Source organism: Alcaligenes sp. SDU_A2 (assembly GCF_038237375.1).
In the GTDB taxonomy this organism is placed as follows: Bacteria; Pseudomonadota; Gammaproteobacteria; order Burkholderiales; family Burkholderiaceae_B; genus Alcaligenes.
The window spans coordinates 2059503-2084765 of record NZ_CP151273.1 but is presented as its reverse complement, the minus strand read 5'-3'; the positions used below and the strand labels follow the sequence as shown (position 1 = coordinate 2084765).

General features: G+C 60.4%; 25 protein-coding genes. 20 read left to right on the top strand and 5 right to left on the bottom strand.

Annotated features, from left to right (window positions below):
• Positions 1–81: 81 nt before the first annotated feature.
• The 6 genes from AADW57_RS09780 to AADW57_RS09755 all read left to right on the top strand — a co-directional run bounded on the left by AADW57_RS09780 (position 82) and on the right by AADW57_RS09755 (position 5900).
• Positions 82–1281, top strand: coding sequence for a CaiB/BaiF CoA transferase family protein (locus AADW57_RS09780; RefSeq protein WP_341666707.1), 1200 nt, complete (start codon positions 82–84; stop codon positions 1279–1281).
• 39 nt (positions 1282–1320) lie between these two features.
• The gene (locus tag AADW57_RS09775; RefSeq protein WP_341666706.1) at positions 1321–2313 is read left to right on the top strand and encodes a tripartite tricarboxylate transporter substrate binding protein; all 993 of its coding nucleotides are present in this window, start codon (positions 1321–1323) and stop codon (positions 2311–2313) included.
• Positions 2314–2490: 177 nt separating this feature from the next.
• Positions 2491–2763, top strand: a complete 273-nt coding sequence (locus AADW57_RS09770; RefSeq protein ID WP_341666705.1) for a DUF3649 domain-containing protein — start codon at positions 2491–2493, stop codon at positions 2761–2763.
• A complete protein-coding gene (locus AADW57_RS09765) occupies positions 2760–4397 on the top strand; it encodes a PepSY-associated TM helix domain-containing protein (protein ID WP_341666704.1) in 1638 nt (545 codons plus the stop codon). The genes AADW57_RS09770 and AADW57_RS09765 overlap by 4 nt, the downstream gene beginning before the upstream one ends.
• On the top strand, positions 4394–4699 hold the full coding sequence (locus AADW57_RS09760; RefSeq protein ID WP_341666703.1) for a DUF3325 domain-containing protein: 306 nt from the start codon (positions 4394–4396) through the stop codon (positions 4697–4699). The genes AADW57_RS09765 and AADW57_RS09760 overlap by 4 nt, the downstream gene beginning before the upstream one ends.
• Before the next feature lie 49 nt (positions 4700–4748).
• Positions 4749–5900 (top strand): YncE family protein, encoded by a 1152-nt coding sequence (locus tag AADW57_RS09755; RefSeq protein ID WP_341666702.1) that lies wholly within the window; start codon positions 4749–4751, stop codon positions 5898–5900.
• A gap of 7 nt (positions 5901–5907) precedes the next feature.
• On the opposite strand, the gene thiD is transcribed toward AADW57_RS09755, so the two are convergent.
• The gene (gene thiD, locus AADW57_RS09750) at positions 5908–6711 is read right to left on the bottom strand and encodes a bifunctional hydroxymethylpyrimidine kinase/phosphomethylpyrimidine kinase (protein WP_341666701.1); all 804 of its coding nucleotides are present in this window, start codon (positions 6709–6711) and stop codon (positions 5908–5910) included.
• Between the two features lie 294 nt (positions 6712–7005).
• Between thiD and AADW57_RS09745 the strand changes: the two genes are divergently transcribed.
• The gene (locus tag AADW57_RS09745) at positions 7006–7947 is read left to right on the top strand and encodes a ZIP family metal transporter (protein WP_445819137.1); all 942 of its coding nucleotides are present in this window, start codon (positions 7006–7008) and stop codon (positions 7945–7947) included.
• Positions 7948–7979: 32 nt separating this feature from the next.
• Positions 7980–8129 (top strand): hypothetical protein, encoded by a 150-nt coding sequence (locus tag AADW57_RS09740; protein WP_341666700.1) that lies wholly within the window; start codon positions 7980–7982, stop codon positions 8127–8129.
• Positions 8130–8209: 80 nt separating this feature from the next.
• Here the strand turns inward: AADW57_RS09740 and AADW57_RS09735 are convergent, their stop codons facing one another.
• Genes AADW57_RS09735 through map form a run of 4 tightly spaced genes read right to left on the bottom strand, consistent with a single transcriptional unit; the run spans position 8210 to position 12813 of the window.
• Positions 8210–8704, bottom strand: coding sequence for a disulfide bond formation protein B (locus AADW57_RS09735; RefSeq protein WP_341666699.1), 495 nt, complete (start codon positions 8702–8704; stop codon positions 8210–8212).
• Positions 8705–8710: 6 nt separating this feature from the next.
• Entirely contained in the window at positions 8711–9424 is a 714-nt protein-coding gene (locus tag AADW57_RS09730; protein WP_341666698.1) for a MarC family protein, read from the bottom strand.
• Positions 9424–12009 carry a [protein-PII] uridylyltransferase gene (locus AADW57_RS09725; RefSeq protein WP_341666697.1) on the bottom strand — a complete coding sequence of 862 codons (2586 nt, stop codon included), beginning with the start codon at positions 12007–12009 and terminating at the stop codon, positions 9424–9426. Before AADW57_RS09725 ends, AADW57_RS09730 begins: the two co-directional genes overlap by 1 nt.
• 3 nt (positions 12010–12012) lie before the next feature.
• Complete coding sequence (map, locus tag AADW57_RS09720; protein WP_341666696.1) at positions 12013–12813, bottom strand: type I methionyl aminopeptidase; 801 nt, start codon at positions 12811–12813, stop codon at positions 12013–12015.
• 455 nt (positions 12814–13268) lie between these two features.
• On the opposite strand from map, the gene rpsB reads away from it, so the two are divergent.
• The 12 genes from rpsB to fabZ all read left to right on the top strand — a co-directional run bounded on the left by rpsB (position 13269) and on the right by fabZ (position 25261).
• On the top strand, positions 13269–14018 hold the full coding sequence (gene rpsB / locus AADW57_RS09715; protein ID WP_341666695.1) for a 30S ribosomal protein S2: 750 nt from the start codon (positions 13269–13271) through the stop codon (positions 14016–14018).
• A 109-nt stretch (positions 14019–14127) separates the two neighbouring features.
• Entirely contained in the window at positions 14128–15003 is an 876-nt protein-coding gene (gene tsf, locus AADW57_RS09710; protein ID WP_341666694.1) for a translation elongation factor Ts, read from the top strand.
• A gap of 93 nt (positions 15004–15096) precedes the next feature.
• Positions 15097–15813: a UMP kinase gene (pyrH, locus tag AADW57_RS09705; protein WP_341666693.1), complete on the top strand. Its 717-nt coding sequence runs from the start codon at positions 15097–15099 to the stop codon at positions 15811–15813.
• A gap of 19 nt (positions 15814–15832) precedes the next feature.
• Positions 15833–16393 carry a ribosome recycling factor gene (frr, locus tag AADW57_RS09700; RefSeq protein WP_341666692.1) on the top strand — a complete coding sequence of 187 codons (561 nt, stop codon included), beginning with the start codon at positions 15833–15835 and terminating at the stop codon, positions 16391–16393.
• 25 nt (positions 16394–16418) lie between these two features.
• Positions 16419–17186 (top strand): polyprenyl diphosphate synthase, encoded by a 768-nt coding sequence (uppS, locus tag AADW57_RS09695; protein ID WP_445819202.1) that lies wholly within the window; start codon positions 16419–16421, stop codon positions 17184–17186.
• Positions 17187–17199: 13 nt separating this feature from the next.
• On the top strand, positions 17200–18054 hold the full coding sequence (locus AADW57_RS09690) for a phosphatidate cytidylyltransferase (RefSeq protein WP_341666690.1): 855 nt from the start codon (positions 17200–17202) through the stop codon (positions 18052–18054).
• Positions 18055–18094: 40 nt separating this feature from the next.
• Positions 18095–19300 carry a 1-deoxy-D-xylulose-5-phosphate reductoisomerase gene (locus AADW57_RS09685; protein ID WP_341666689.1) on the top strand — a complete coding sequence of 402 codons (1206 nt, stop codon included), beginning with the start codon at positions 18095–18097 and terminating at the stop codon, positions 19298–19300.
• Positions 19301–19311: 11 nt separating this feature from the next.
• The gene (rseP, locus tag AADW57_RS09680; RefSeq protein WP_341666688.1) at positions 19312–20643 is read left to right on the top strand and encodes an RIP metalloprotease RseP; all 1332 of its coding nucleotides are present in this window, start codon (positions 19312–19314) and stop codon (positions 20641–20643) included.
• 52 nt (positions 20644–20695) lie between these two features.
• Positions 20696–23038: an outer membrane protein assembly factor BamA gene (gene bamA, locus AADW57_RS09675; RefSeq protein WP_341666687.1), complete on the top strand. Its 2343-nt coding sequence runs from the start codon at positions 20696–20698 to the stop codon at positions 23036–23038.
• A gap of 61 nt (positions 23039–23099) precedes the next feature.
• Positions 23100–23654 (top strand): OmpH family outer membrane protein, encoded by a 555-nt coding sequence (locus AADW57_RS09670; protein WP_341666686.1) that lies wholly within the window; start codon positions 23100–23102, stop codon positions 23652–23654.
• A 6-nt stretch (positions 23655–23660) separates the two neighbouring features.
• Positions 23661–24791: a UDP-3-O-(3-hydroxymyristoyl)glucosamine N-acyltransferase gene (gene lpxD, locus AADW57_RS09665; protein ID WP_341666685.1), complete on the top strand. Its 1131-nt coding sequence runs from the start codon at positions 23661–23663 to the stop codon at positions 24789–24791.
• Positions 24792–24805: 14 nt separating this feature from the next.
• Positions 24806–25261: a 3-hydroxyacyl-ACP dehydratase FabZ gene (gene fabZ, locus AADW57_RS09660; RefSeq protein ID WP_341666684.1), complete on the top strand. Its 456-nt coding sequence runs from the start codon at positions 24806–24808 to the stop codon at positions 25259–25261.
• Positions 25262–25263 lie beyond the last annotated feature (2 nt).

The following is a 25263-nucleotide window of genomic DNA, read 5'->3' as shown; positions in this document are numbered from 1 at the left end:
ATGTCTGTGTGCTTGTCTGCACGCGATGGACATAGATAATAAATAGCACGATCAATGCAGAACAACAGAAGGAAGAGGGTGGTGCAACATCAACAAGCGCTGACGGGGGTACGTGTGCTGGATCTTTCCCGAGTCCTTGCCGGGCCCTTGTGCGGCATGGCCTTAGGGGATTTGGGAGCCGATGTCATCAAGGTCGAGCACCCTGAGCGCGGGGATGACACACGCGATTGGGGCCTGCGCATAGGCAGCCGAAATACGTCCTATTTCAATAGCGCCAATCGCAACAAGCGTTCCATGTGCCTGGACCTTCAGACCGAACAGGGCCAGGAGCTGGCCCGCCGCCTGGCGCAAAAGTGCGATATCGTGATCCAGAACTTCAAACATGGCGGGGCGGAAAAACTGGGCCTGGGCTACGAACAATTGCAGGCCCTGAATCCGCGCCTGATTTATTGTTCCATCTCGGGCTATTCGCCGCTAAGTTCGGAGCGCAGCCGCCCTGGCTACGACCTTGTCATTCAGGGGGAATCGGGGATCATGGCCATGAATGGTGAGCAAGGCCAGGGTCCACTGAAATTCGGCGTGGCCGCGGTTGATATGTTTACCGGTTTGCATGCGGTGCAAGCTATCCTGGCTGTCTTATACGAGCGGGAAAGGACAGGGCGCGGGCGTCACATTCAGATGGCGCTGTATGACCACGGTCTGGCCATGACTTCCTACTATGGCCTGGCGGCCGGACTGACTGGTCAGGACCCGCCTAAATTCGGCAATTCCCACCCGGCCATTGTGCCGTACGGTGTGTTTCAGGCCCAGGACGGCCCCTTGGTGATAGCGGTGGGCAATAACGGCCAGTTCCGCCAGTTCTGCGAACAGGTCATCAACAGGCCAGACCTGGCCATTGATCCGCGTTTTGAAAAAAACACGGGCCGCTCGCAGCACAGGGACAGCTTGCTGCCCATACTGAAGGAATGCATTGTTGCGCATTCCCGCGCCGAACTGATCGATCGCATGCAACAAGCCGGTATCCCTTGCGGAGAAGTGCAAGGGCTGTTTGATGCTTTGCACTCGGCGCGGACAGACTCGGCGCAAATGTTGCATCGCTACCAGGACCCGGAGGCTGGTCCGCAAGCCATACACGCGCCTACCTACGTGATGGACAACATCCGATCCCCCGTGCGGCGCAATCCGCCGCATTTCGGACAGCATACCTCCGAAGTGTTGCAGGAGTTGCTCGATATCGACGCACAAACGCTGCAATCCCTTAAAGCTCGGAACATTATTTGAACGTGCAGCCCGAGCGATAACAATATCAGGACAATGACCATGCCACATTCTTCATCTTTTTCCCGTCGTACCTTTTTGGCAGTGTCTGCGCTGTCGCTGGCCAGCGCGGCCTTGCCCCTGCCCGCGTTGGCATCGGCCTGGCCCAGTAAGCCGATCCGCATGATCGTGGCCTTTCCGGTCGGCGGGCCGACCGACACTATTGCGCGTTTCATCGCTCACGAACTGTCCCAGCGCCTGGGCCAAAGCATCATCGTCGATAATCGCCCCGGTGCGTCTGGCTCGGTCGGCACGCGGCAGTTTCTGCGTTCGCGCAACGACGGCTACACCATATCCATGTTCGGCATGCCGGCTCTGATCGCGCCCATTGTCCACCGCAACAATCTGTACGACGTGCGCAAGGATTTCACCAGCGTGGCCACGGTCTACGACCTGCCTTACGTGATTGTCATCAATCCCAAGCTGATGCCTCAGGTGAACGATCTGCAGCAATTGATCGCCGCCAGTAAGACCCAGGACATCAACTATTCCACTCCCGGTGCCGGCAGCATGGCGCATCTGGCGATGGAGCAGCTTAAAGACCTGGGTGGTTTTGACATGCTGCATGTTGCCTATAACGGCAGCGCGCCGGCCATTACCGATCTGCTGGGCGGTCATTTGTCGGTGATGATGGCCGATACCATCGCTGCCATGCCGCATATTCAGGCCGGTACGCTGAAAGCGATTGCCTTGGGTTCGGCGACCGGCAAGGCGTTTTTGCCGGATGTGCAAAGCATTGCCGAGCAGGGGTTTCCGGGTTTTGACGTCAGCACCTGGAGCGGCTTGATCGTCCCTAACGATACGCCGCAAGAAGTGTCGGACCGTCTGAATGCAGAACTGAGCCAGTTGTTGGCCCAGCCGCAGTTGCAACAGAAAATGATGCAACTTGGGGCACTGGCGACCTACGAACCGGCGGCGCAGATGCAGGCCCGCATCAATTCGGAATACGAACGCTGGAATAAAGTGGCCGACGAGGTGGATATCAGCAATGCCTGAGATAAATTTTCTCGACAAGCATTCTTATAAATGAGAATCATTGTTATTATCTAGAGTTGTGTCTATCTGCGGGGATCATGCTTGTCATGATCCCGCTTTTTTGTCCTGACGCGGCTTGCCTTCCGGCCAGGGATACACTCCTGCGGGGCTTGTTTTTTAAAAAGTCTCTTTATGATAATGATTCCGATTTCTATCGTTATGCGCATCCTGGCGGCCCTGGTCGGGGGCTACGCGCTGGCAGCCTTGTTTTCCGTCGCCACGCTGGCTCTGCCGATGCGCCCGGCCGAAGCCGCCTTGCTGGGCATGACGGGTAGTTTTCTGCTTTATACCGGCGCAGTCATTTGGGTTTTTGCCAGCCGTTCGGCGTGCTACGCCTGGCTGGGCTTGTGTGCTGTGGCGCTGGCGTTGCTACCGCCCGCTGTCTGGGTCTGGATGGGAGAGGCGGCATGAGTGCTGGCGCGTCCGGCACTGCGCAGGCCAAGCCCACGCGCAAGGCTCCCAAGGGGCGCGGCTTGCGCCAGACCATGTCCGATCTGCACATCTGGACCGGTCTGTTGGTCGGATGGATTTTGTATGCCATGTTCCTGACCGGCACGGTGTCGTATTTCCGGGACGAAATCTCGCGCTATATGCGTCCGGAACTGAAGGCAACAGCCGCCTTGCCGCCGCCGGCCCAGGCGGCTCAGACTGTGCTTGACGCCGTGCTGGCGCAAGGTGTGCCGTTGCGTCAGTTGAGCATTTCCCTGCCTACCGACAGGCAGCCCGTCGCTTCGGCGTTTTGGAGCAGCCCTCAATTGCCTGGGCGCGGCTTTGATTCTGGCCGTTTCGATCCGTCCAGCGGCCAGGCTCTGCAAGCCCGCGATACGCAAGGCGGGGATTTCTTTTTCCGCTTCCATTTCAATTTCCACTATATGTCGGCATTGTGGGCACGCTGGATCGCGGGTCTGTGCGCCATGTTCATGTTGGTGGCGATAGTCAGCGGGGTCATCACCCACAAAAAGATTTTTACTGACTTCTTTACCTTTCGCTGGGGCAAGGGGCAACGCTCCTGGTTGGATGCCCACGCCGGGCTGTCAGTGTTGGGGTTGCCTTTCCATTTCATGATTACCTGGAGCGGCTTGGTCACTTTGATGGTGTTGTACATGCCTTATGGTCTGCAGGCTTTGCCGTCACCGGCAGATCGGCAGGCAGTCAGCGCCGAAATGCGGTTCTTCTTGCCGGCCGGCAAACCGGCCGGTCTGCCGGCACCGTTGCCGCTTCTGGCTCCCATGATCGAACAGGCCGAACAGCGCTGGGGGGCGGGGGGCGTGGGCGAAGTTCAGATGACGCATCCGGGCGATGCCGCCTCGCAAGTGGCGATTGTGCGCCAGCAGGCGCAGCGGGTATCGACCACGCCCCATTATTTGCTGTTCGATGGCGGCAGTGGGGCGTTGGTGCAGGTCAAGGATCAGGCCGGACCGGTGGCCACCACGCAGGGCGTCTTGTATGGCCTGCATCTGGGCCGTTTTGCCGACGTAGCCACCCGCTGGCTGTATTTTTTGGTCAGTCTGGCCGGAACGGCAATGGTCGGCTCAGGTCTGGTGCTCTGGACCGTCAAGCGGCGGGTCAAGCTGCCCAATCCCGACAAACCGTATTTGGGCTTTTACCTGGTGGAACGGCTCAATATCGCCGCCATTGCCGGGCTGTCGGTCGCCATGACGGCTTTTTTCTGGTTCAACCGTCTGTTGCCCGGTTCGGTAGCGCAGCGCAGCGACTGGGAGATTCACGGCTTTTTCATGGTGTGGGCCGGGACGCTGGCCTGGGCCTTGTTGCGTCCGGCCAAACGCGCATGGGTGGAGTTGTTTTGGCTGGCGGCAGTCTTGCTGGCCCTGTTGCCGCTCTTGAACATCTGGCAGACCGACAGAGGATTGCCGGCCAGCATGGCTGCCGGAGATGTCTTGTTCCTGAGCGTTGATCTGTTCTTGCTGGTTATGGCCGCGCTGCATGCGCATCTGGCGCGACGTGCAGCGCGCCGACCGGCGTGTAAAACACCGGCGCGCAATGTCCGTCCTCCGATCGCCGGGCCTTCGGGAGAAGCGGTATGAATGCGCTGTCTCTGTCCTGGCTGGAACACTCCACGGTTTTTTTAAGTGCCTGCCTGGGTTTTGCGTGTCTGGCACTGGCCATGATACGGCACCAAGAGGACGTGTTTGGCCGTGAATTATCCTCGTATTCCACGACGGTATTGCGCTGGGCAGGCGGCCTGCTGTTGGTGCTTGCCGGGTATGCGGCCGTGCGCTTTATGGGCTGGGGGTTCGGTTTGACTGCGTACAGCGGCCACACCAGTGTGGCGGCCGGGGTGGTGTACCTGGGACTGCTGTTGTTGCAACGTTTCCGCAGTGCCTGAGCCATGTCCTGTTTGTCTTTGATGTTCAAGTAATAAGGTCTTTCCGATCATGACACTGAAAATTCGACTTATGTACATTCTTCCCGTGGCCCTGGCCTTGAGCGCCTGCGGCCAGAAACCGGCCCCCGTACCCGAGGCCGCTAGCCGCCAGGAAAGCGCACCGACCCAGCAGGCGATCCAGCGGGTTTCGCCTGCGCCCGCTTTGTACGAACTGGCCTGGTCCGCCAAGCAGGACGCCTTGTTTGTGGTGTCGGCCGGGAGCGAGTCGCAGGCTTCCAAAGTCATGCGGCTGGACCCCGCCACGCTGGCGGTGCTGGCCGACATCCCATTGGAGCGCAAGGGCTTTGGCCTGGCCTTGGATGATGCTGCCGACCGTCTGTATGTCGGCAACGGTCTGGATGCTTCGATTACGGTGATCGATACCAGCAGCAATCGTGTCATCGCGACCATTCAGTTAGCGCAAAAGATCGAGGCGTTGGACAAGGATGGCAAGCCCGAGCAACGCTATGCCCATAGCCTGCGCGAACTGGTGCTGGATAGCCGCAATAATAGGTTGTATGCCCCCGGTGCCTGGTTTACCGATAGCGCCTTGTATGTGGTTGACACGCAAAAGTTGGCGCTGGAGCGCGTGGTGCCAGGTTTTGGCTTTCTGGCTACCGGGGTTACGCTGGATGCACCGGCGGGCAAGCTGTATGTCTCCAATCTGCAAGGGCAGTTGTATCGTGTGGATACCGCTAGTCTGGGTATAGAAAGCGTGACGCGGACAGCGGGTGACCAACTGCTGAACCTGGAGCTGGACAAAGAGCAAGGGCGGATTCTGGCGACCGATCAGGGCGAGCCTTTGCTGGACAGCATGCGCAAAGAGCAAGGTGGCGTGGATACGCCACCTAATGGTCAGGGGCATCGGGTGCTGGTCATGGATGCCGTCAGCGGCGATCTGCTGCATAGCCTGCCGGCGGGCAAGGGGCCGATTGCTCTGAAACTGGACGCTGAGCGCAGCCGTCTGTATGTGACCAGCCGTCAGTCGGGCACTGTCCAGGTCTATGACAGCCGCAGCTACGAGCCCTTGCAGACGGTGTCTTTGCCTGCGCATCCCAACAGTTTGGCGCTGAATACGCGCAGCGGCGACGTCTATGTCAGCGTCAAGAACGGGCGGGAGCAGAAAGATCACGCTGAAAGCGTGGCGCGTCTGCGTTTTTAAGCGCGTATTAAGACCGGGCCCAGGCCGCGTGGAAATGATGCACGGGACCTTGGCCTTGGCCGACCTCCAATGTATCGGCCGCGGCCAGGGCGGCGGTCAGGTAGTCTTTGGCTTGCCGGACAGCGTCGGGCATGGTGCGACCCGGCAGCAGGGCGGCAATCGCGGCCGATAAGGTGCAGCCGGTGCCGTGCGTGTTGCGGGTCTGGATGCGGGCCGCGTTCAGGCTGAGCGTCTGTCCGTCGCCATGCAGCAGATCCATGCTGTCGGCCCCGTCCAGGTGCCCGCCTTTCAAGAGCACCCAGTCTGCGCCCAACTGTGCCAGATCCTTCAGACTGGCATGCATCTGCTGACTTGAACGCGCTTCGCCTTGACCCAGCAGGTCGGCGGCTTCGGGCAGATTGGGCGTGATCAGCGTACACAACGGTATCAGCCCGTGGCGCACTTGATCCACAGCCGCCTGATCCAACAGGCGATGGCCGCTTTTAGCCACCATGACAGGATCGAGCACGATGGGGCAGCGGGCATGTTTTTTCAGTCGCTGGGCAATCGCCTGGGCGATGTCGGCATTGGCCACCATGCCTATCTTGACCGCATCCACGCGCACATCCTCGAATACGGCATCAATCTGTTCGGCCACGAAGTCCGGGTCCAGTGCCACGAAACGGCGTACGCCCTGCGTATTCTGGGCCACGACGGCGGTAATGACGCTCATGCCGTACGCGCCCAGGGCGCTGAAGGTTTTCAGGTCGGCCTGTATGCCCGCGCCCCCGGAAGGGTCGGTGCCGGCGATGCTCAGTACATTAGGAATCATGGCAGTGTTCGAAATGGGTGGTGGATGGCAGGCGTGCGGCCAGGCTGCATTTAGCCATACGGCGCGGCGCACGCTACCTGCGCAGTGTAGCCTGCCGGGGAGAGGGGATGGGCTCATTTTTCATTGAAATGATAATTATTATCATTTAATATTTTAAATGAAATACGGAACAGGTACCGCCGCATCGGCGGCGCTCCTGGCCCGTATTGGCTTGCATTCATATCGTCGACTTTGCCTGTGCCGTGCCGGCCCTCCGGAGCCGGACGATGTGCTAACTGGGATGTCGTCTTGTTTATGAAAAAAAACCTCAACCATCTATCCGCTCTGAACGGCAAGGGGGGCACCGTCAGCCTGCGTCAGCATATCCGTCTTTGGATAGGGTTGTTGATTTCCATGGGCGGGGTGTGGGCCTTGTGCCATCAATTCTGGGTGTATGCCCAGCACCATCCCGCCGTGCTCCAGGCCCTGGTCGGCGGCTCGGTAGCCGCCTTGGCCACGGCGCTTGGCACTGTGCCTGTCATGCTGTCCCAGACTATGTCCCAGCGCACTCAGGACACGCTGTATGGTTTCGGGGCCGGCGTCATGCTGGCCGCCTGCGCTTTTTCCCTGATTCTGCCGGGTCTGGACAGTGTTCGGGCCCAGGGTCTGTTGGGCGGCGGCAATTGGGCCGCGGGTGGGGTGATCGGTGCCGCTATCTTGCTGGGGGCCGCCGCTTTGATGGGGCTGGACCGTCTCTTGCCGCACGAGCACTTCATCAAGGGGCGCGAAGGCCCCGGCGCGCAGTCCGAACGCACTGTGCGGCGCACCTGGCTGTTTGTCATTGCCATCGCCTTGCACAACGTGCCCGAAGGTCTGGCCATCGGCGTGGGCTATGCCGCCAACGAAGGCGTGCGCGCCAATGCACTGGCAACCGGCATCGCCATTCAGGATGTGCCCGAAGGCTTGGTGGTGGCGATGGCGTTATTGGCGGCCGGTTACCGTCGACGTTTTTCGGTTGTGCTGGGCATGGTCAGCGGTCTGGTGGAACCCATAGGGGCGGTCATCGGTGCCGTGGCCGTCAGCAGCTCTGCGCTTTTACTGCCGTGGGGGCTGGGCTTTGCGGCCGGTGCCATGTTGTTTGTCATCAGCCACGAAATCATTCCCGAATCCCATCGGCAGGGGCACGAAAGTTTTGCCACGGGCGGTTTGATGCTGGGCTTTGTGCTGATGATGTTGCTGGACACGGCCCTGGCCTGACGGCTGCCCACGCCGGCAAACCCTTTTGCCGCTTGTTGCATGCGCTCAAGCTGCCGATACACCCCAACAGCCTGGCGCTGGACAAACAGACGGGGGCGGCCTTTGTTGCTATCAACGAGCCGCACGCCAAAGGCGCGCAACAAGGCGAAAGCGTGGCGTGCATCGATCTGCCCGAGCCTTGATGCGGCGTAAGTGGAACGGCTTTCCGAGCGGGAGCTATGCTTGGTCCCGCTCGATTTGGCGTATCGCTTGTTTGCCTTGTTCAGTGGCGGCGCAGCAGCGCCGCCAGCAGGCCCAGGCCCAGCACACTGAACAGCCCCAGGCTCCAGAGCGCGTACTCCATGCCCAGCAGATCGACGCGGGCGTCCATGCAGGTGGCGTAGATGCCAAATAGCCAGGGCAGGGCGCTTTCCAGACCGGATTGGATCATGAACCGGTCGGCAAAAGTCTGGTCGCAGGAAAACAGGTGCTGGGCCACGGTGTACTGGTACCAGGCGGCCAGAATGCCGCCTGCCACGCTGGCCAGGGCTAGTAAGGCGGCCAGGCGAGAAGCGCTTTTATGACCATTGTGGCGCAGCAGCCCGGCGCATAAGCTGGTGACCCCCAAAATCAGGTACAGCAGTCGTTGCAGCACGCACCAGGCGCAGGGCGGCATGCCGAACACATGCTGGGACAGCAGGGCGGCACCCACGGCCATAAAGGCCAGGGCACTGATCAAGTAATAGGGCAGGGCGTAGCGGATCGGGGTGGCTGTCATGGTGAATCAAGACGACGTGGACGAGTGAAAGGTAGATGCTTCGTGCAGCAAACCCAGAAAAAGTTCATGGAAACCGGCCCAGGCAATCTGCACGCCCAGACACAGCAGGATGAAGGCTGACAGGCGCATCACCACGGCCGTGCCGTTCTTGCCCAGCTTGTACAGGAACTGCGAGGCAAAGCGCAGGCACAGATACACCACGAAAGCGGCTACAGCAATAGCCGGCACGGCACCTGCCAGCTTGCTGGCTGTGCCGCTAACGGTGCTGTCGTTAAGCGTTGCGCCGACGGTCAGGGCGGCGGACAGGGAGCCGGGCCCACAGATCATGGGAAAGGTCAGGGGGTAGAAGGCTTTGGAGCGGATCTGTTCCCACGAATACGAACCGGCCATGTTCTGGGCATGTGCGGCATCAAAGTCCGAGGCGTTGACCAGACGCCATGCGGTGGCAATGACCAGCAAGCCCCCGCCGACCCGGATGATGGGCAGGGAAATACCAAAAAAAGTCAGGACCAGGTTCCCAGCCACGGTGGCGACCGCCAGCATGACAAAGATATTGATCGATACTTTTTGGGCCAGGCGTGCGCGGTCCGGCGTGCTGGCACCTTCGGTCAAGGTCAGAAAAATGGGGGCGGCGGCCGGTGGATTGAGCATGGGCAGCAGAGTAGCCAGCGCGAACAAAAAGCTGCGGCTGAAGTCGGCCAGAAAAGCAGAGAGTTCCATCAGTGGGAGTCAGGTTGTTGAGACAGGGCCAGGCGCACATCGCGTTCGAGGCGCAACTGGTTACGATTATGGTCAAGAGCAGGTCCGGTCAGCACGAAGATGTCTTCGACCCGGTCGCCCAGCGTCATGACTTTGGCGGATCGAAGGGTGACATCGTGACGCTCGAAGACCTGGGCCAGACTGTACAGCAAACCGCGCCGGTCTGTGGCGGTCAGGGTCAGAATCCAGTCCTGTCCTTTGTCGTCGGGGCGCAGATCCACGGCTGGCTGAATCGGAAAGACCCGGGCGCGCCGTGAACGTATGTCGCGGTAGTGCGCAGGGACAGGCGCGGTCAGCGCCGGCAACTGCTGCAAGGCCCTGGCCAATTCGTCCTGGATCTGCACGGGATCGCGCCGCGCAGCATGATCGTAGGCCGGCAACATGACCACAAAACTATCCAGGGCCCAGCCGTGCCGGGTCGTGTAGATGCGGGCATCCTGAATGCTGATGGCCTGGCTGTCGAAATAGCGCGAAATGCGCAGGAACAAGCCCGCGCAGTCCGGCGTGTAGACCAGAACCTGCATGGCATCGGTCTGACCAGCGGCGCGCAGGCGCACTACCGGCTCTGGATTGTGCGTCTGGTGGTAGAGCTGTATGGTATGCCAGGCGATCTCGCTGGCGTCGTGTCGCAGGAAATAGTGCTCGTCCAGCCACTGCCAGAAGGCGTCGCGGGCCTCGTCCAGCAGTCCAGCCAGGCGGATTTCGCCGGCCGCATCGCGCTTGCGCTGCTCCAGCACGGACAGCCCGTCTTTGCCTTGGCTGCCCAAAGCGGCCAGAGTCAGGCGGTACAAATCTTCCAGCAGCTTGCCTTTCCAGGAGTTCCACACGGTCGGGCTGGTGGCCCGGATATCGGCAATGGTCAGCAGATACAGCGCCGTTAGTTGACGTTCAGTGCCGACCGAACGCAGGAACTGGAAGATGACTTGCGGGTCGCTCAGGTCTTTTTTCTGGGCTACCTGGGACATGGTCAGGTGTTCGCGCACCAGGAACACCACCAGTTCGGTGTCGGTGGGCGTCAGGCCGTGGTCCTGACAGAAAGCCAGGGCGTCCTGGGCACCCAGTTCCGAGTGATTGCCGCCGCGCCCCTTGGCAATGTCGTGGAACAGGGCGGCAATATAGAGCAGCCAGTGGCGCTCGAAACTGCTCATGAGCTGACTGGCGACCGACAGTTCTTCGCTGTGCTCGGCCATCGTGAAGCGGCGCAGATTGCGAATGACTTTAAGCGTGTGCTCGTCCACGGTGTAGGCGTGGAACAGATCATGCTGCATCTGACCCACGATGCGCCGGAATACGGGCAGGTAGCGGGGCAGCAGGTTCAGCAGATTCATCAGGCGCAGCGTATGCACAATGCCGCGCGGTTGCTGCAGTATTTGCAGGAACAGGCGTCGGTTGCGCGGTTCGGCGCGAAAGTTGGCATCGATCAGGCGGCGGGCATGCCACAGGGCGCGCAAGGTGCCGGCTTTCAGGCCGTGCAGGTCAGATCGGGATTGCAGATGCAGCATAGCCACGAACATCAGCGACGGATCGCGCTGGAAACCATCGGGGCGGCGCAGCTCCAGTTGGCCATGATGGATCTGGAAATCGGCATCCAGTCGCTGCGGCGGGTGCTTGGGCTGGGGGAACAGGCGCTCCTCGATGCTTTGCATCAAGATCAGATTGAGCTGGCTGACCAAGCGCGCGGCCCAATAATAGCGCTGCATCAGCAGTTCGCTGGCGCGTCGGGTGGCCGTAGGGTGAAAGCCATAGATTTCGGCCAGACGCGGCTGCAGGTCGAACAGCAGGCGGTCTTCGGCGCGGCCCGTCATCAGATGCAATTCGATGCGCAGTCGCTTGAAGGCCTGATCCACGCGGCTCAAGGCGCGCAGCTCGTTATAGGTTAGCAGGCCGGACTGGGCGATGTCTTGCCAGGTACGCCCCAGGCCTGCGGCGCGTGCCATCCAGAGCAGAACCTGCAGGTCGCGCAGCGCGCCGGGGGATTCTTTGCAGTTGGGCTCCAACGCATACGGCGTGTCCTGCAGGCGGGCGTGGCGCTGTTGCTGCTCAGCCTGTTTGGCCAGGAAAAAAGCGCGCGGGTCCAGTTGGCTTTGCAACTGGCGTTGCACGTGGCGCAGCAGCAGGCGCGAGCCGGCCAGCCAGCGGCTTTCCAGCAAGGCGGTTTCGGTCGTGATGTCCTGGGTGGCCAGCTCCAGGCATTGGGCGGGCGTGGCCACGGCATGGCTGGGGGCCAGGCCTATGTCCCACATGGCGGCCAACAGGGCTTCGATGCGGGCAATGTCCTGGGCGTCCGGGCTGCGCTGCAACAGGATCAGCAGGTCCACATCGGAGTGCGGGTAGAGCTCGCCGCGCCCATAGCCGCCCAGGCCGGCCAGACAGGCTTGTTCGGGCAGAGGGCACAGCGTCAGCAACTGGCGCAGGGCCTGGTCGCAGATGCGCCGCAAGGCCCGCAGCAGCACATCGGGTTGCAGATGTTGCCGATAACGCCGGCAGGCGTTGGCCCGCCGGCGGGCGATGGTGTCGCGCAGCAAGGCCAGGGCCGGGGCGGGCATGGGTCAGGCCTTGATGAAGGCCGGTGGGGCGGGCATGCCGGGCGAGACGGTCAGGACCTCGTAGCCGGTATCAGTCACCAGCACGGCGTGCTCCCATTGGGCAGACAGGCTGTGATCGCGTGTCACGACCGTCCACTGGTCGGCCAGGGTGCGCAGTTCGCGGCGACCGGCGTTAATCATGGGCTCTATCGTGAAGATCATGCCGGCCTCCAGCTTGGTGCCCGAGCCGGGTTTGCCGTAGTGCAGCACTTGCGGGTCCTGGTGAAACTTGCGGCCCACGCCGTGCCCGCAGTATTCGCGCACCACGGAAAAACCCTGGCCTTCGGCGTGCTTCTGGATGGCATGGCCGATATCGCCCAGCGTGGCTCCGGCTTTGACCTGGGCAATGCCCAGCCACATGCATTCGTAGGTGGTTTCGGTCAGACGGCGGGCCAGGATGCTGGGTTCGCCGATGTGGAACATGCGACTGGTGTCGCCGAACCAACCGTCCTGGATGATGGTGACGTCGATATTCAGAATGTCGCCGTTCTTCAGGACCTTGTCGCCGGGCACGCCGTGGCAGATGACGTGGTTGACCGACGTGCAGATCGAACCTGGGAAAGGCGGGTAGCCGGGTGGGGCATAGCCGACGGTAGCCGACTTGACGCCCAGCTCCGTGATGCGTTCCATGCACAGCCGATCCAGTTCGGCCGTGGTGACACCGGCTTTGACAAAGGGGGTCAGGTAATCAAGAATGCCTGCCGCGGTCTGGCAAGCCGTCCGCATTTTGTCTAGGTCGGAAGGGTCTGTGACGAGAATACTCATAGCAACTTGAACAGGTCGATTGAAAAATAGTAGAATTATAGGCTTTCGTGAATTTTGCGGCAGCGCGCCTAGCGTTGATCGGGCCTATTGGCCTGATACGTGCAAGGGAGTGGGCAGATCGGTTTTATGCGGGTGGTGGGCAAGCAGCACACCGCCGAAACGCAAAAAACGGCCGCTGTGTCCTTCTAGGATACACCCGGTGTTTGTCTTGCGCTTGTTTTGCCGGTTTGCGAAAACAGCAGAAAAACAGCAAAAAAGCAGCAGGCTGGCTAAAAGGCTGACCTGTGTGTTTTGCCACCTTGGCCTGTTTTTAATTATGCGCGTCCCCTGTGGGGCGGCATCAACCTTAGTAGTAAATCGCGTGAACATCCGTCTCGGGGTGTCTGGAATGCAGGCTTGCCTGCGGCCCTTGCCGGATACCGGGTGTTTACAAGACCAAACCCTTGGAGAAACTTATGTCTTTGATGCGTGAAATGTTGGAAGCCGGTGTGCACTTTGGCCACCAGACCCGTTACTGGAACCCCAAGATGGCTCAGTACATCTTCGGTCAGCGTAACAACATCCATATCATCAACCTGGAAAAAACGGTTGCTCAGTACGAAGAAGCCACCAAGTTCGTGCGCCAGCTGGCTGCACGCGGCGGCAACATTCTGTTCGTGGGCACCAAGCGCGCTGCCCGCGAACTGGTCGCGGCCGAAGCCGAACGCTGCGGCATGCCATTTGTCGACAGCCGTTGGCTGGGCGGCATGATGACCAACTTCAAGACGGTCAAAACGTCCATCAAGCGCCTGAAGGAAATGGAAACCCAGCTGGCCGAAGGCCGCACCGAAGGCATGAGCAAGAAAGAAGCGCTGATGTTCGAGCGCGAACTGGAAAAGCTGAACAAGTCCATCGGCGGCATCAAGGACATGACCAACCTGCCTGACGCCCTGTTCGTGATCGACGTTGGCTACCACAAGATTGCCGTGGCCGAAGCCCGCACCTTGGGCATCCCTGTCGTGGCCGTGGTCGATACCAACCACTCGCCGCTGGGCCTGGATTACGTCATCCCCGGCAACGACGACTCGGCCAAGGCCATCGCTCTGTACGCCCGTGGCATGGCCGACGCCGTGCTGGCAGGCCGCGAACAGAACCTGAACGGTCTGGTTGAAGAAATCGCTGGCGACGAGGAATTCGTCGAAGTCGACGCCGACTCCCAGGAGTAATCGGCCGGATGCGGCCGGTCATGCGCAAAGTTGTCATGGCCGGTCGCTAGACTTGCATTTCGTACCGCTCCGGCTTGCCGGAGCACGTTCTACAGAATTGGAGAAAACAGTGGCTCAAATCACCGCATCGATGGTTAAAGAATTGCGCGAGAAAACCGACGCGCCCATGATGGAATGCAAAAAAGCACTGACCGAAGCCGAAGGCGATATGGCGCGTGCTGAAGAAATCCTGCGCGTGAAGCTGGGCAGCAAGGCCAGCAAAGCCGCCAGCCGCGTGACCGCCGAAGGCCTGGTCACCGTATTCATCGCCGACGACGCCAAGACCGGTGCCATCGTCGAAGTCAATTGCGAAACCGACTTCGTGGCCAAGAACGAGGACTTCATCGGTTTCATCGATCAGGTCGCCCAACTGGTTGCCAAGAACAACCCTGCCGATCTGGCTGCCCTGGCTGAATTGCCACTGGCCGACGGTACCGTTGAATCCGTGCGCTCCGCCCTGGTCGGCAAGATCGGCGAGAACATCTCCGTGCGCCGCTTCCAGCGCTACGAAACGAGCGGCCAACTGGCCAACTACATCCACGGTGGCAAGATCGGCGTTCTGGTCGATTTCACCGGTGCCGAAGAAGTGGGCAAGGATCTGGCCATGCACATCGCCGCCAGCCGTCCCAAGGCGTTGGATGCCTCGGGCGTAGACGCCGCCGACATCGAAGCCGAACGCTCCGTGGCCGCCCAGAAGGCTGCCGAGTCGGGCAAGCCTGCCGACATCGTCACCAAAATGGTGGAAGGCGCTGTCGCCAAGTTCCTGAAGGAAGTTACGCTGCTGAACCAGCCTTTCGTCAAGAACGACAAGCAAAGCATTCAGCAGATGCTGAATGAAAACAAGGCGTCCATCGCTGGCTTCACCCTGTACGTCGTGGGTGAAGGCATCGAGAAGCGTGTTGAAGACTTCGCCGCCGAGGTGGCCGCTGCCGCCGGTCAAGCTTAATCGGGCTTGAACTTGCAGGGCAGGCACCGTAGTGGCGGTGCCTGCCCTGCTGCTTTACACTTCCCCTGTCTTTCGTCACTTGGAATCCCAACCATGACAACCCCTCATTACAAACGCGTCCTGCTCAAGCTTTCCGGCGAAGCGCTGATGGGCGAGGATTCGTTCGGCATCAATCGCAGCACCATTCTTCGTATGACCGAGGAAATCGCTCAGGTGGCCCAATTGGGCGTACAACTGGCGATCGTGATCGGCGGTGGCAATATTTTCCGTGGCATTGCGCCCGGTGCCCAGGGAATGGATCGCGCGACGGCCGATTACATGGGGATGATGGCCACTGTCATGAATGCGCTGGCCTTGCAGGATGCGCTCAAGCATCGCGGCCTGGATGCCCGTGTGCAGTCGGCCCTGAACATCGAACAGGTTGTCGAGCCCTACATCCGTCCCAAAGCCCTGCGCTACCTGGAAGAAAACAAGGTCGTCATTTTCGCGGCCGGTACAGGCAATCCGTTTTTTACCACCGATACGGCAGCGGCCTTGCGCGGTGCGGAAGTGGGCGCGGAAATCGTGCTCAAGGCAACCAAGGTGGACGGCATTTACAGCGCCGATCCCAACAAAGACCCCGGTGCCACCCGTTACGCCCGCATCAGCTTTGACGAGGCCATTGTGCGTCGTCTGGAAGTCATGGACGCCACGGCCTTTGCGCTGTGCCGCGATCAGAAACTGCCCATCAAAGTGTTTTCCATCAATAAGCCCGGTGCCTTGACGCGCGCGGTCTCCGGCGAGGACGAGGGCACTTTGGTCCACGTCTAACGTTATAGGAATCTAGTCCATGAGTCTCTCCGAGATCAAATCATCGACCGATGCCCGCATGGGCAAGTCCATCGAGTCCCTTAAGACCGGTCTGGCCAAGATCCGCACTGGCCGTGCCACCACGGGACTGCTCGATCACGTCCAGGTGGACTACTACGGTTCGCCCGTACCCGTCAGTCAGGTCTCCAACATTACCGTGGTCGATGCCCGCACCCTGAATGTACAGGTCTGGGAAAAGAACATGGCCGGTCCTATCGAAAAGGCCATCCGCGACAGCGATCTGGGACTGAACCCTATTGGCATGGGCGACAGCATTCGCGTGCCCATGCCGGCCCTGACCGAAGAGCGTCGCCGCGATCTGGCCAAAGTGGTGCGTGGCGAAGGCGAGGATGCCAAAGTGGCTATCCGTAATCTGCGTCGCGATGCCAACGATACACTCAAGAAGCAAGTCAAGGACAAGGAAATCTCCGAGGACGACGAGCGTCGTGCCCAGGACGAGGTCCAGAAACTGACGGATAAGTACGTGGCCGAGATCGACAAGTTGATCACGCAAAAAGAAGCCGAGATCATGACGGTCTAAGGACCACGCAACAGGTGGCTAGGTGATTCCATTCAGTTCTACCCAACGCATCCCCCCGGTGCATAGTCAAGTCCCTGGCCACCTGGCCATTGTCATGGATGGCAATGGCCGATGGGCAACGCGCCGCATGCTGCCCCGCACAGCGGGCCATTTGCGCGGCGTGCAGGCGGTGCGGCGTGTGGTCGAGGCCTGCGGGCAAATGGGCGTGAAGTACCTGACTCTGTTTGCGTTCAGCTCGGAAAACTGGCGCAGGCCGGCAGACGAAGTGTCCATGCTGATGCGTCTGTTTGTCAAAATGCTGCAAAAAGAAGTCGCACTGCTGCAAAGAAACGGCGTGCGCTTGCATGTCGTGGGCGATCTGTCCGCCTTTAGCGACGAACTGCGCCAGCTGATTGCCCAGGCGCAGGAACAGACCCGTAACAACGATACCCTGCACTTGACCATCGCTGCCAATTACGGCGGTCGCTGGGATATTTTGCAGGCCGCGCAGAAAGCCATCGCGGCCAACCCGCAATTAGCTGTCCATCCCGAACAACTGAACGAGTCCTTGTTCAGTCCGCATTTGGCGATGGCCTACGCGCCCGAGCCCGATTTGTTTATCCGCACGGGCGGGGAGCGCCGTATTTCCAACTTCCTGATCTGGCAGATGGCCTACACAGAGCTGTATTTCACTGATGTGTATTGGCCGGACTTCGGTCGCGACCAGCTCGAGGAGGCCTTTGAGTGGTACCGCGGACGTGAGCGGCGTTTTGGCCGCACCAGCGCCCAGGTGTTGGATTCTTCCGCCTCCTGAAAAAGGGATTCCTATGCTCAAACAGCGCGTCATTACTGCCATCGTGCTGCTCCTGATTTTAGGGGCAGCCATGCTGGCTCCGGTGCAATGGCCTTTGCTGGCTATTTTCGGCTTGTTGAGCACCTTGGCCTGCTGGGAATGGCAGCGCCTTAGTCTGCCTGCGGATCAGCAACGCTGGGCGTGGCCCATTGCGGCACTGGCCGGTTCGCTGATCGCCTGGTTAAGCGTGTATTGGCAAATCGGCGGTCTGCATGGCCAGGCGGCCGATCTGGTCTATCGTGCGTTGGTGCCAGCGATTGTCGTGGCCTGGTTGCTGGGTGCTACCGGTCTGGTGTTGCAAGGTCAGGCTCAGCACCGCGCCCAGACCGCTTTTCTGTGCACGATGGGCGTGGCCGCGCCGGTGGCGGCCTGGGCCGCGCTGTATGCCTTGTTGCAGGGCCGAGGCGTGGTCTATGTCTTGTCGGTACTGGTCTTGATCTGGGTGGCCGATATTGCCGCCTACTTTACCGGCCGGGCTTTTGGCAAGGCCAAGCTGGCTCCTAAAGTCAGTCCGGGCAAGACCTGGGCCGGTGCGTTTGGCGGCATGGCGGCGGCGGCGGCCTGGATGGTGGGCAGTGGGTTTTGGCCGGGCAGTTTTGGTGCGGATCTGGTTGCACGCTGGGGCTGGGTGGCGACCGCCGTATTGGGTGTGGTGCTGGCCGCGATTTCCATTGTGGGCGATCTGTTCGAGTCGCTGCTCAAGCGGCGTGCCGGTGTTAAGGACTCCAGTCAGTTGCTGCCTGGGCATGGCGGGGTCTATGATCGCATCGATGCCTTGCTGCCTGTCGCGCCGCTGGCACTGCTTCTAGGAGGGGCGTGGTTGTCTTGATCCAGCATGGATCATCGGGCTGCCGCGCCAGTAAAACACTATGAGTTTCCAGCATGTCTGCGTTCTTGGGGCCACCGGCTCCATTGGCGTCAGCACCTTAGACGTCATTCAACGCCATCCTGATCGCATGGCGGTCTATGCCCTGACCGGCTTCAGTCGCATGGAACTGTTGGCCGAACAGGCGCGTTCTTGCGCTGCGCAGGTCGTGGTTGTGCCGGATATGGCGGCGCGCCAACGCTTTCTGACTGCTTGGCAGGGTGGGGCAGCGGTGCCGGAAATTCGCGTGGGCGAGCAAGCCCTGGTCGATACGGCCTCCGATCCGCAGGTCACGACGGTCATGGCCGCCATTATCGGCGCGGCCGGACTGCCGTCCGCGCTGGCGGCAGCACGCTCGGGCAAACGCGTGCTGCTGGCCAATAAAGAAGCGCTGGTTGCCGCCGGCTCCGTCTTTATGAAGGCGGTTCAGCAAGGCGGAGCACAGTTGTTGCCTATCGATTCCGAACACAGTGCCATCTACCAATGTCTGGCAGGCGAATCGCCGGCAGAGCCAGGCAAAGCCGTTGCCGGGTTGCGCCGTCTGCTGGTCACCGCCTCGGGCGGGCCGTTCCGTTCGCGCCCCCTGGAAGATCTGGCTGCCGTGACCCCGGCGCAAGCCTGCGCCCACCCCAACTGGAGCATGGGCCGCAAGATTTCCGTGGACTCGGCTACGATGCTTAACAAAGGTCTGGAGGTCATTGAGGCGCACTGGCTGTTCTCGGTGCCGGTTCAGCAGATCGAGGTGGTCATTCATCCCCAAAGCGTCATTCATTCCATGGTCGAGTACATCGACGGCTCGGTCATGGCGCAATTGGGCCAACCCGATATGCGCACGGCCATTGCCTATGGTCTGGGCTTTCCCGAACGTCTGGCCAGCGGCGTGGGCCTGCTCGACCTGGCCACGATGGGGCGTCTGGATTTCGAAGCTCCCGATCTGCTGCGCTTTCCTTGTCTGCGCTTGGCGTACGAGGCGCTGCGCAGCAGCCAGGCAGCCTGCGTGACCCTGAATGCGGCCAATGAAATTGCCGTTGACCGCTTTTTGGGTGAGCAGATTCGCTATACTCAGATTCCGGAGGTGATCGAACACTGTCTGGATTCCTTGAACGGTCGTGCCTCCCAGACGCTGGACGCGCTGGACGCGGTGCTGGATCTGGATAGCGAAACCCGTTCCATTGCGCTGGATTATTGCCGCAGGGCACCTGGCCCCTGACAGGACTTTACATGTTGTACACCTTGCTGGCCTTTCTGGTAACTTTGGGCGTGCTCGTAACCTTTCACGAGCTGGGTCATTACTGGGTTGCGCGCCGTTGCGGCGTGCGGGTGGAGCGCTTTTCTGTCGGTTTCGGCAAGGTGCTGTACCGACGCACCGACAAGCACGGCACCGAATGGGCCGTGTCCGCCTTGCCCTTGGGCGGCTATGTGGCCATGCAGAACGACCCGCCGCCTGACGCAACGCCACATCAGATTCAAGAATCGTTTAATAACAAACCTTTGTGGCAGCGTGCCGCCATTGTTCTGGCCGGCCCTATGGCCAATCTGATATTGGCCGTGGTTATTTATGCAGTGGTGGGCCTGCTGGGCGCACAGGAGCCTGCCGCCGTTATCGCGCAGCCCGCCGCGGGCACGCCGGCAGCCCAGGCGGGTTTTCAGGAGGCAGATCGCCTGACCGCCATCGATGGGCAGCCCGTGCGTTCCTGGGGCGAGGCGCGCTGGGAGTTTATGGAAGCGTTGTCCTCGGGCGGAGAACTGACGGTAACGGTGCAAGACGCGCAGGATAGGCAGCGCGAACGACGCTTGCTGTTGCCGGCCGGGGAGATCAGTCCGGACGAGCGCGACTTGCTGGCCGAGGCCGGTCTGGCCTTGATGCCGCCGCGTGCCCTGGTCCAAGAGGTTTTTCGGGACAGCGCCGGTGAACAGGCCGGCTTGCAAGAAGGCGATGTCATTTTGAAGCTGGGCGATCTGGATTCGCCTGGTGTGGTGCAATTTGTCGAGCGGGTGCAGCAGTCGGCCGGCCAGACGCTGGCTTTGGACGTGCTGCGCAGCGGTCAGCTACAGCATTTGTTCATTACGCCCCGGGCGCAGGCGGTCAATGGCGTGCAGCAGGGGCGCATCGGCGTTCAATTGGGGCCGGATTTCGACATGGTCCATGTGCGCTACGGCCCAGTGGACAGCGTGCAACGTGGCTTTGTGCGCACCGCCGAGACGTTCTGGTTTTCTTTGAAGATGATAGGGCGTATGGTCACCGGCGAGGTCTCCGTGCGCAATGTCAGCGGGCCGGTTACTATTGCGGACTATGCGGGTCAGACGGCGCGTATCGGCTTGATCGCCTACCTGAATTTCTTGGCCCTGATCAGCATCAGCATTGGTTTGTTGAATTTATTGCCGGTTCCCATGCTCGACGGCGGCCATCTACTGTACTATGCCATCGAGGCTGTCCGTGGCAAGCCGGCTTCAGAACGCATGATGATGATCGGCCAGCGCATCGGCATCAGCCTGTTGGCCGTGTTGATGAGCATCGCATTTTTTAATGACATCACCCGCCTTTTCAGTTGACGGCGTGTGGCATACAATTTTCAACCATTTGACCGACCAAGGATTGTCCAGGATGTCGTTTAGCCGGAAACCCACTTTTGCGTTGCGCGTCTTGCCCGTGTTGGTGGCAAGCCTCCTTGCCCCTGCCCTGGCGAATGCATTCGCACCGTTTGTCGTGCGCGATATTCAGGTCAATGGCATCCAGCGGGTCGATCCCGGCGCCGTGTTCTCGTCCCTGCCTGTCAAGGTGGGCGAGTCCTTCTCCGAAGAGCAGGCCGCCGACGCCATCCAGCGTCTGTATGCCACGGGCTTTTTCAGCGACGTGCAGATCGATACCAGCAGCAATGTGCTGATCGTCAACGTCAAAGAGCGGCCCACGATTGCTTCGGTGTCCTTCAATGGCATGCGCGAATTCGACGTCAAGGGCATCACGACCTCGCTGGCCCAGGTGGGCTTTGGCGAAGGCCGGGTGTTTGACCGTTCCATGCTGGAGCGGGCCGAATTCGAGCTCAAGCAGCAATACCTGTCCAAAGGCAAGTATGGGGTGGAGATCACGCCCATCATCACGCCGTTGCCGCGCAATCGCGTGGGTGTCAGCTTCGATATCTTCGAGGGCGAGCTGGCCAAGATCAAAGAAATTCGCGTGGTGGGCAACGAAGCGTTCTCGCAGGGCGATCTGCTCGACGAGATGGAGCTGACCACTTCGGGCATGATGACCTGGTACACCGGCACCAACAAGTACTCGCGCGAAAAACTGGAAGGCGATATGGAGCGTATCCGCTCCTTCTACCTGAACCGCGGCTACCTGGAGTACTCGGCCGAGCCGCCGCAGGTGTCTATTTCGCCCGACCGCAAAGACATTTTCGTTACGCTGACCCTGCACGAAGGTAAGCCTTACACGCTCAGCAATGTCAAGCTGGCCGGCGATCTGCTGGGGCTGGACGAAAAGATTGCTCCTTTGGTGCAGCAAAAGGCCGGCGAAGTGTTCTCCGCCGACAAAACCAATGCCACGGTCAAGGCGATTACCGACTACCTGGGCAGCCTGGGTTACGCCTTTGCCAACGTCAACCCCAACCCCGTGCTGGATCGCGAAGGCCATACGGCCGACCTGACCTTTTACGTGGACCCGGGCCGCCGCGTGTATGTGCGCCGCATCGAAGTGGGCGGCAATACGCGCACCCGCGACGAAGTCGTGCGCCGCGAAATGCGCCAGCAGGAAGCCGCCTGGTACGATTCGTCCAGCATCAAGTTCTCGCGCGATCGTATCGACCGCCTGGGCTACTTCAACGAGGTGGACGTCAACACCAAGCCCGTGCCCGGTTCTCCCGATCAGGTGGACGTCAATGTGGACGTTCAGGAAAAACCCACCGGCCTGATCAACCTGGGCGTGGGCTATGGCTCCACCGATAAGCTGATCCTGTCGGCCGGCATCAGCCAGGACAATATCTTCGGCAGCGGTAACAGCCTGTCGCTGCAGGTCAACACCAGCAAGGTTAACCGCGCCGCTGTCATCAGTCACACCAATCCGTACTGGACACGCGACGGCATCAGCAAGACCACCTCCATTTATTACCGCCGCACCACGCCGTACGAAACCAACGACGCCTGGGGCGACTACCAGAATACGGCTATCGGTGCCGGGCTGAACTTTGGTGTGCCGATCTCCGAGTTCGACCGTATTTTCATGGGTGTGAACTTCGAGCAGAACAAGCTCTCGCGCCTGAGTCCGCAATATACGCCTATGGCGTACCAGAACTATGTGCGTGAATACGGCGAACGCACCAATACCTTCATCTTTAACCTGGGCTGGTCCAAAGACACCCGGGACAGCGCCATTGCCCCCAACAAGGGCAGCCTGACCAGCCTGTCGGGCGACTTGGGCACGATGGATCTGCGCTATTACATGCTGCGCGCCAGCCATCAGCACTACATCCCGCTGGGCCGCGCGTATACGCTGGCCCTGAACGGTGCCATCGATTGGGGCCGTGCTTACGGCAGCAAGGAGTTTCCCGTCATCAAGAATTCCTATGCCGGCGGCATAGGATCGGTGCGCGGCTACGAAGGCGCGTCGCTGGGTCCGCGCGATACCTTGACGGGCGACTACCTGGGTGGTTCGCGCCGCATGGTTGCCAACGCTCAGTTGTACCTGCCGTTCCCTGGTGCGACCCGCGACCGCACCTTGCGCTGGTTCCTGTTCGCCGATGCCGGCAAGGTAGATAACACCAGCGGCGGTTGCGCGATGGGACGCCCGGATCGCCTCTCCGAAGATCCTTGCGGCTGGAAGTATTCGGCCGGTCTGGGTCTGTCCTGGCAGTCGCCGCTGGGTCCTTTGCAACTGTCATACGGTCGCGCCTTGCGGGCCAAGGAAGGCGATGACAAGCAGGCTTTCCAGTTCCAGATCGGTACCGCTTTCTGATGTCCGTGTTTAGTGGCACAATTGCTCTATTCTGCAGCCTAATTAGCAAGGTAGATTTTTCATGAAGTCAAACATCGCAATGAAACTTACAACAATCGCCCGTGATTTGTCGCGCGGCAATAAAGCGCTGGTTCTGGCTGCTGCACTGGGTGTCAGCGCCATGGCGGCGGCTCCCGTCGTTCAGGCTCAGACCAAGATCGGTTTTGTCAGCACCGAGCGTATTTTGCGCGATTCCAAGCCAGCCAAGGCCGCGCAGACCAAGATCGAAGCAGAGTTCAAGCGCCGCGACGAAGAACTGGAAAAGCTGGCCAACAACCTGCGTTCGCAAGCCCAGAAGTTCGACAAGGACGCCCCCGTGCTGTCCGAAACCGATCGCGTCAAGCGCCAGCGTCAACTGGCCGACCTGGATTCCGACCTGCAGCGCAAGCGCCGCGAATTCCAGGAAGACTTCAACCGTCGCCGCAACGAAGAGTTTTCGGCCATTGTGGAAAAGGCAGATGCCGCCATCAAGCGCATTTCCGAATCCCAGGGCTACGATCTGATCATTCAGGATGCCGTCACCGTCAGCCCGCGCGTGGACATCACCGAAGAAGTTCTGAAAGCATTGGGCGGTTGATGCACCATGCCGGTATTGCTGAGCGCCGAACAGGCAGTATCCCTGCCTGAACTGGTACAACAGATCAACAAGACCGGACTGGACTGCACCTTGCCTGAGGGCAAACAGGAGCCTATGCCCCCGATCCGGGGCCTAGGCTCCTTGCTTTGTGCGGGCCCTCAGGAGATCAGCTTCCTGTCCAACCCCAAATTGCAGGATCTGCTGTCCGGCACGCAGGCGGCGGCCGTTATTCTGACGTCGGATGTGTACGCCGCATTGGATTTCGAGCCGGCCTTTGTGCCCGTGCTCTGTTCCCAACCCTACCTGATGTATGCCTTACTGGCACAGCGTTTTGACCAGGTGCGCATGGCTGGACTGGCGCAGGGTGTACATCCTAGCGCGCTTATCGATCCCAGCGCCCAGATTGGCGAGGGTGTGTCCATCGGCCCTTTCTGCGTGGTGGAGGCGGGCGCGCGTATCGGTCGCGGTTCGCGCCTGGGCGCGCATTGCGTGATCGGCGCGGGTTCCTCGCTGGGCCAGGATTGTCTGCTGCATGCGCGGGTCACGCTCTATCATGACGTGCATGTAGGCGCGCGGGCCGTGCTGCATTCCGGCGTGGTGCTGGGTGCGGACGGATTCGGCTTTGCACCCGATCCGCTCAAGGGCGGCGGCGCGTGGGCCAAGATCGCCCAGATAGGCCGCGTGCGTATTGGCGACGATGTCGAAATCGGAGCCAACACCACGGTGGACCGCGGGGCGCTGGACGATACCGTCATCGGCAACGGGGTCAAGCTGGACAACCAGATCATGATTGCGCATAACGTGCAGGTGGGCGATCACACCGCGATGGCAGCCTGCGTCGGCGTAGCCGGGTCTACCGAGATTGGCGCGCGCTGCACTATTGCAGGGGCGGCCATGCTGTCCGGTCATATACGTCTGGCCGACGATGTGCATGTCTCCGGCGGCACGGCGATTACCTCCAGCATCAACGAACCGGGGCGCTATACCGGCGTGTACCCATATGCCGCGCACCAGGACTGGCAAAAGAACGCCGCCGTACTGGGGCAACTAGGCGGCCTGCGCCGTCGCTTGCGCACCTTGGAGCGCCAGGCGGACGTGCCGGCCGATTCATCCCGAAATACACATAACCAGAAATAAGCAGGACAAGAAAAATGGAACTCGACATTCGACAAATCATGGATCGTCTCCCTCATCGCTATCCGATGCTGCTGGTCGATCGCGTGCTGGAAATGGTTCCGGGCAAAAGCATCGTGGCCATCAAGAATGTGTCGATGAACGAGCCCTTCTTTACCGGCCATTTTCCGCACCACCCGGTCATGCCGGGCGTGCTGATCATCGAAGCCATGGCCCAGGCGGCGGCGCTGTTTTCGTTTACCGATCCCGAAGACCCTTACGCCAAGGTCGATAACAAGCTGGCCTACTACCTGGTGGGCGTGGACGATGCGCGTTTTCGCAAACCCGTTCTGCCGGGCGATCAATTGCGCCTGGAAGTGGTGGCCGATCGCATCAGTCGAGCCTTGTGCAAGTACACCGGACGCGCCTTGGTGGACGGCCAGGTTGTCGCCGAGGCCAAGATCATGTGCGCCATCCGTCAACTGGAAGAGTAATT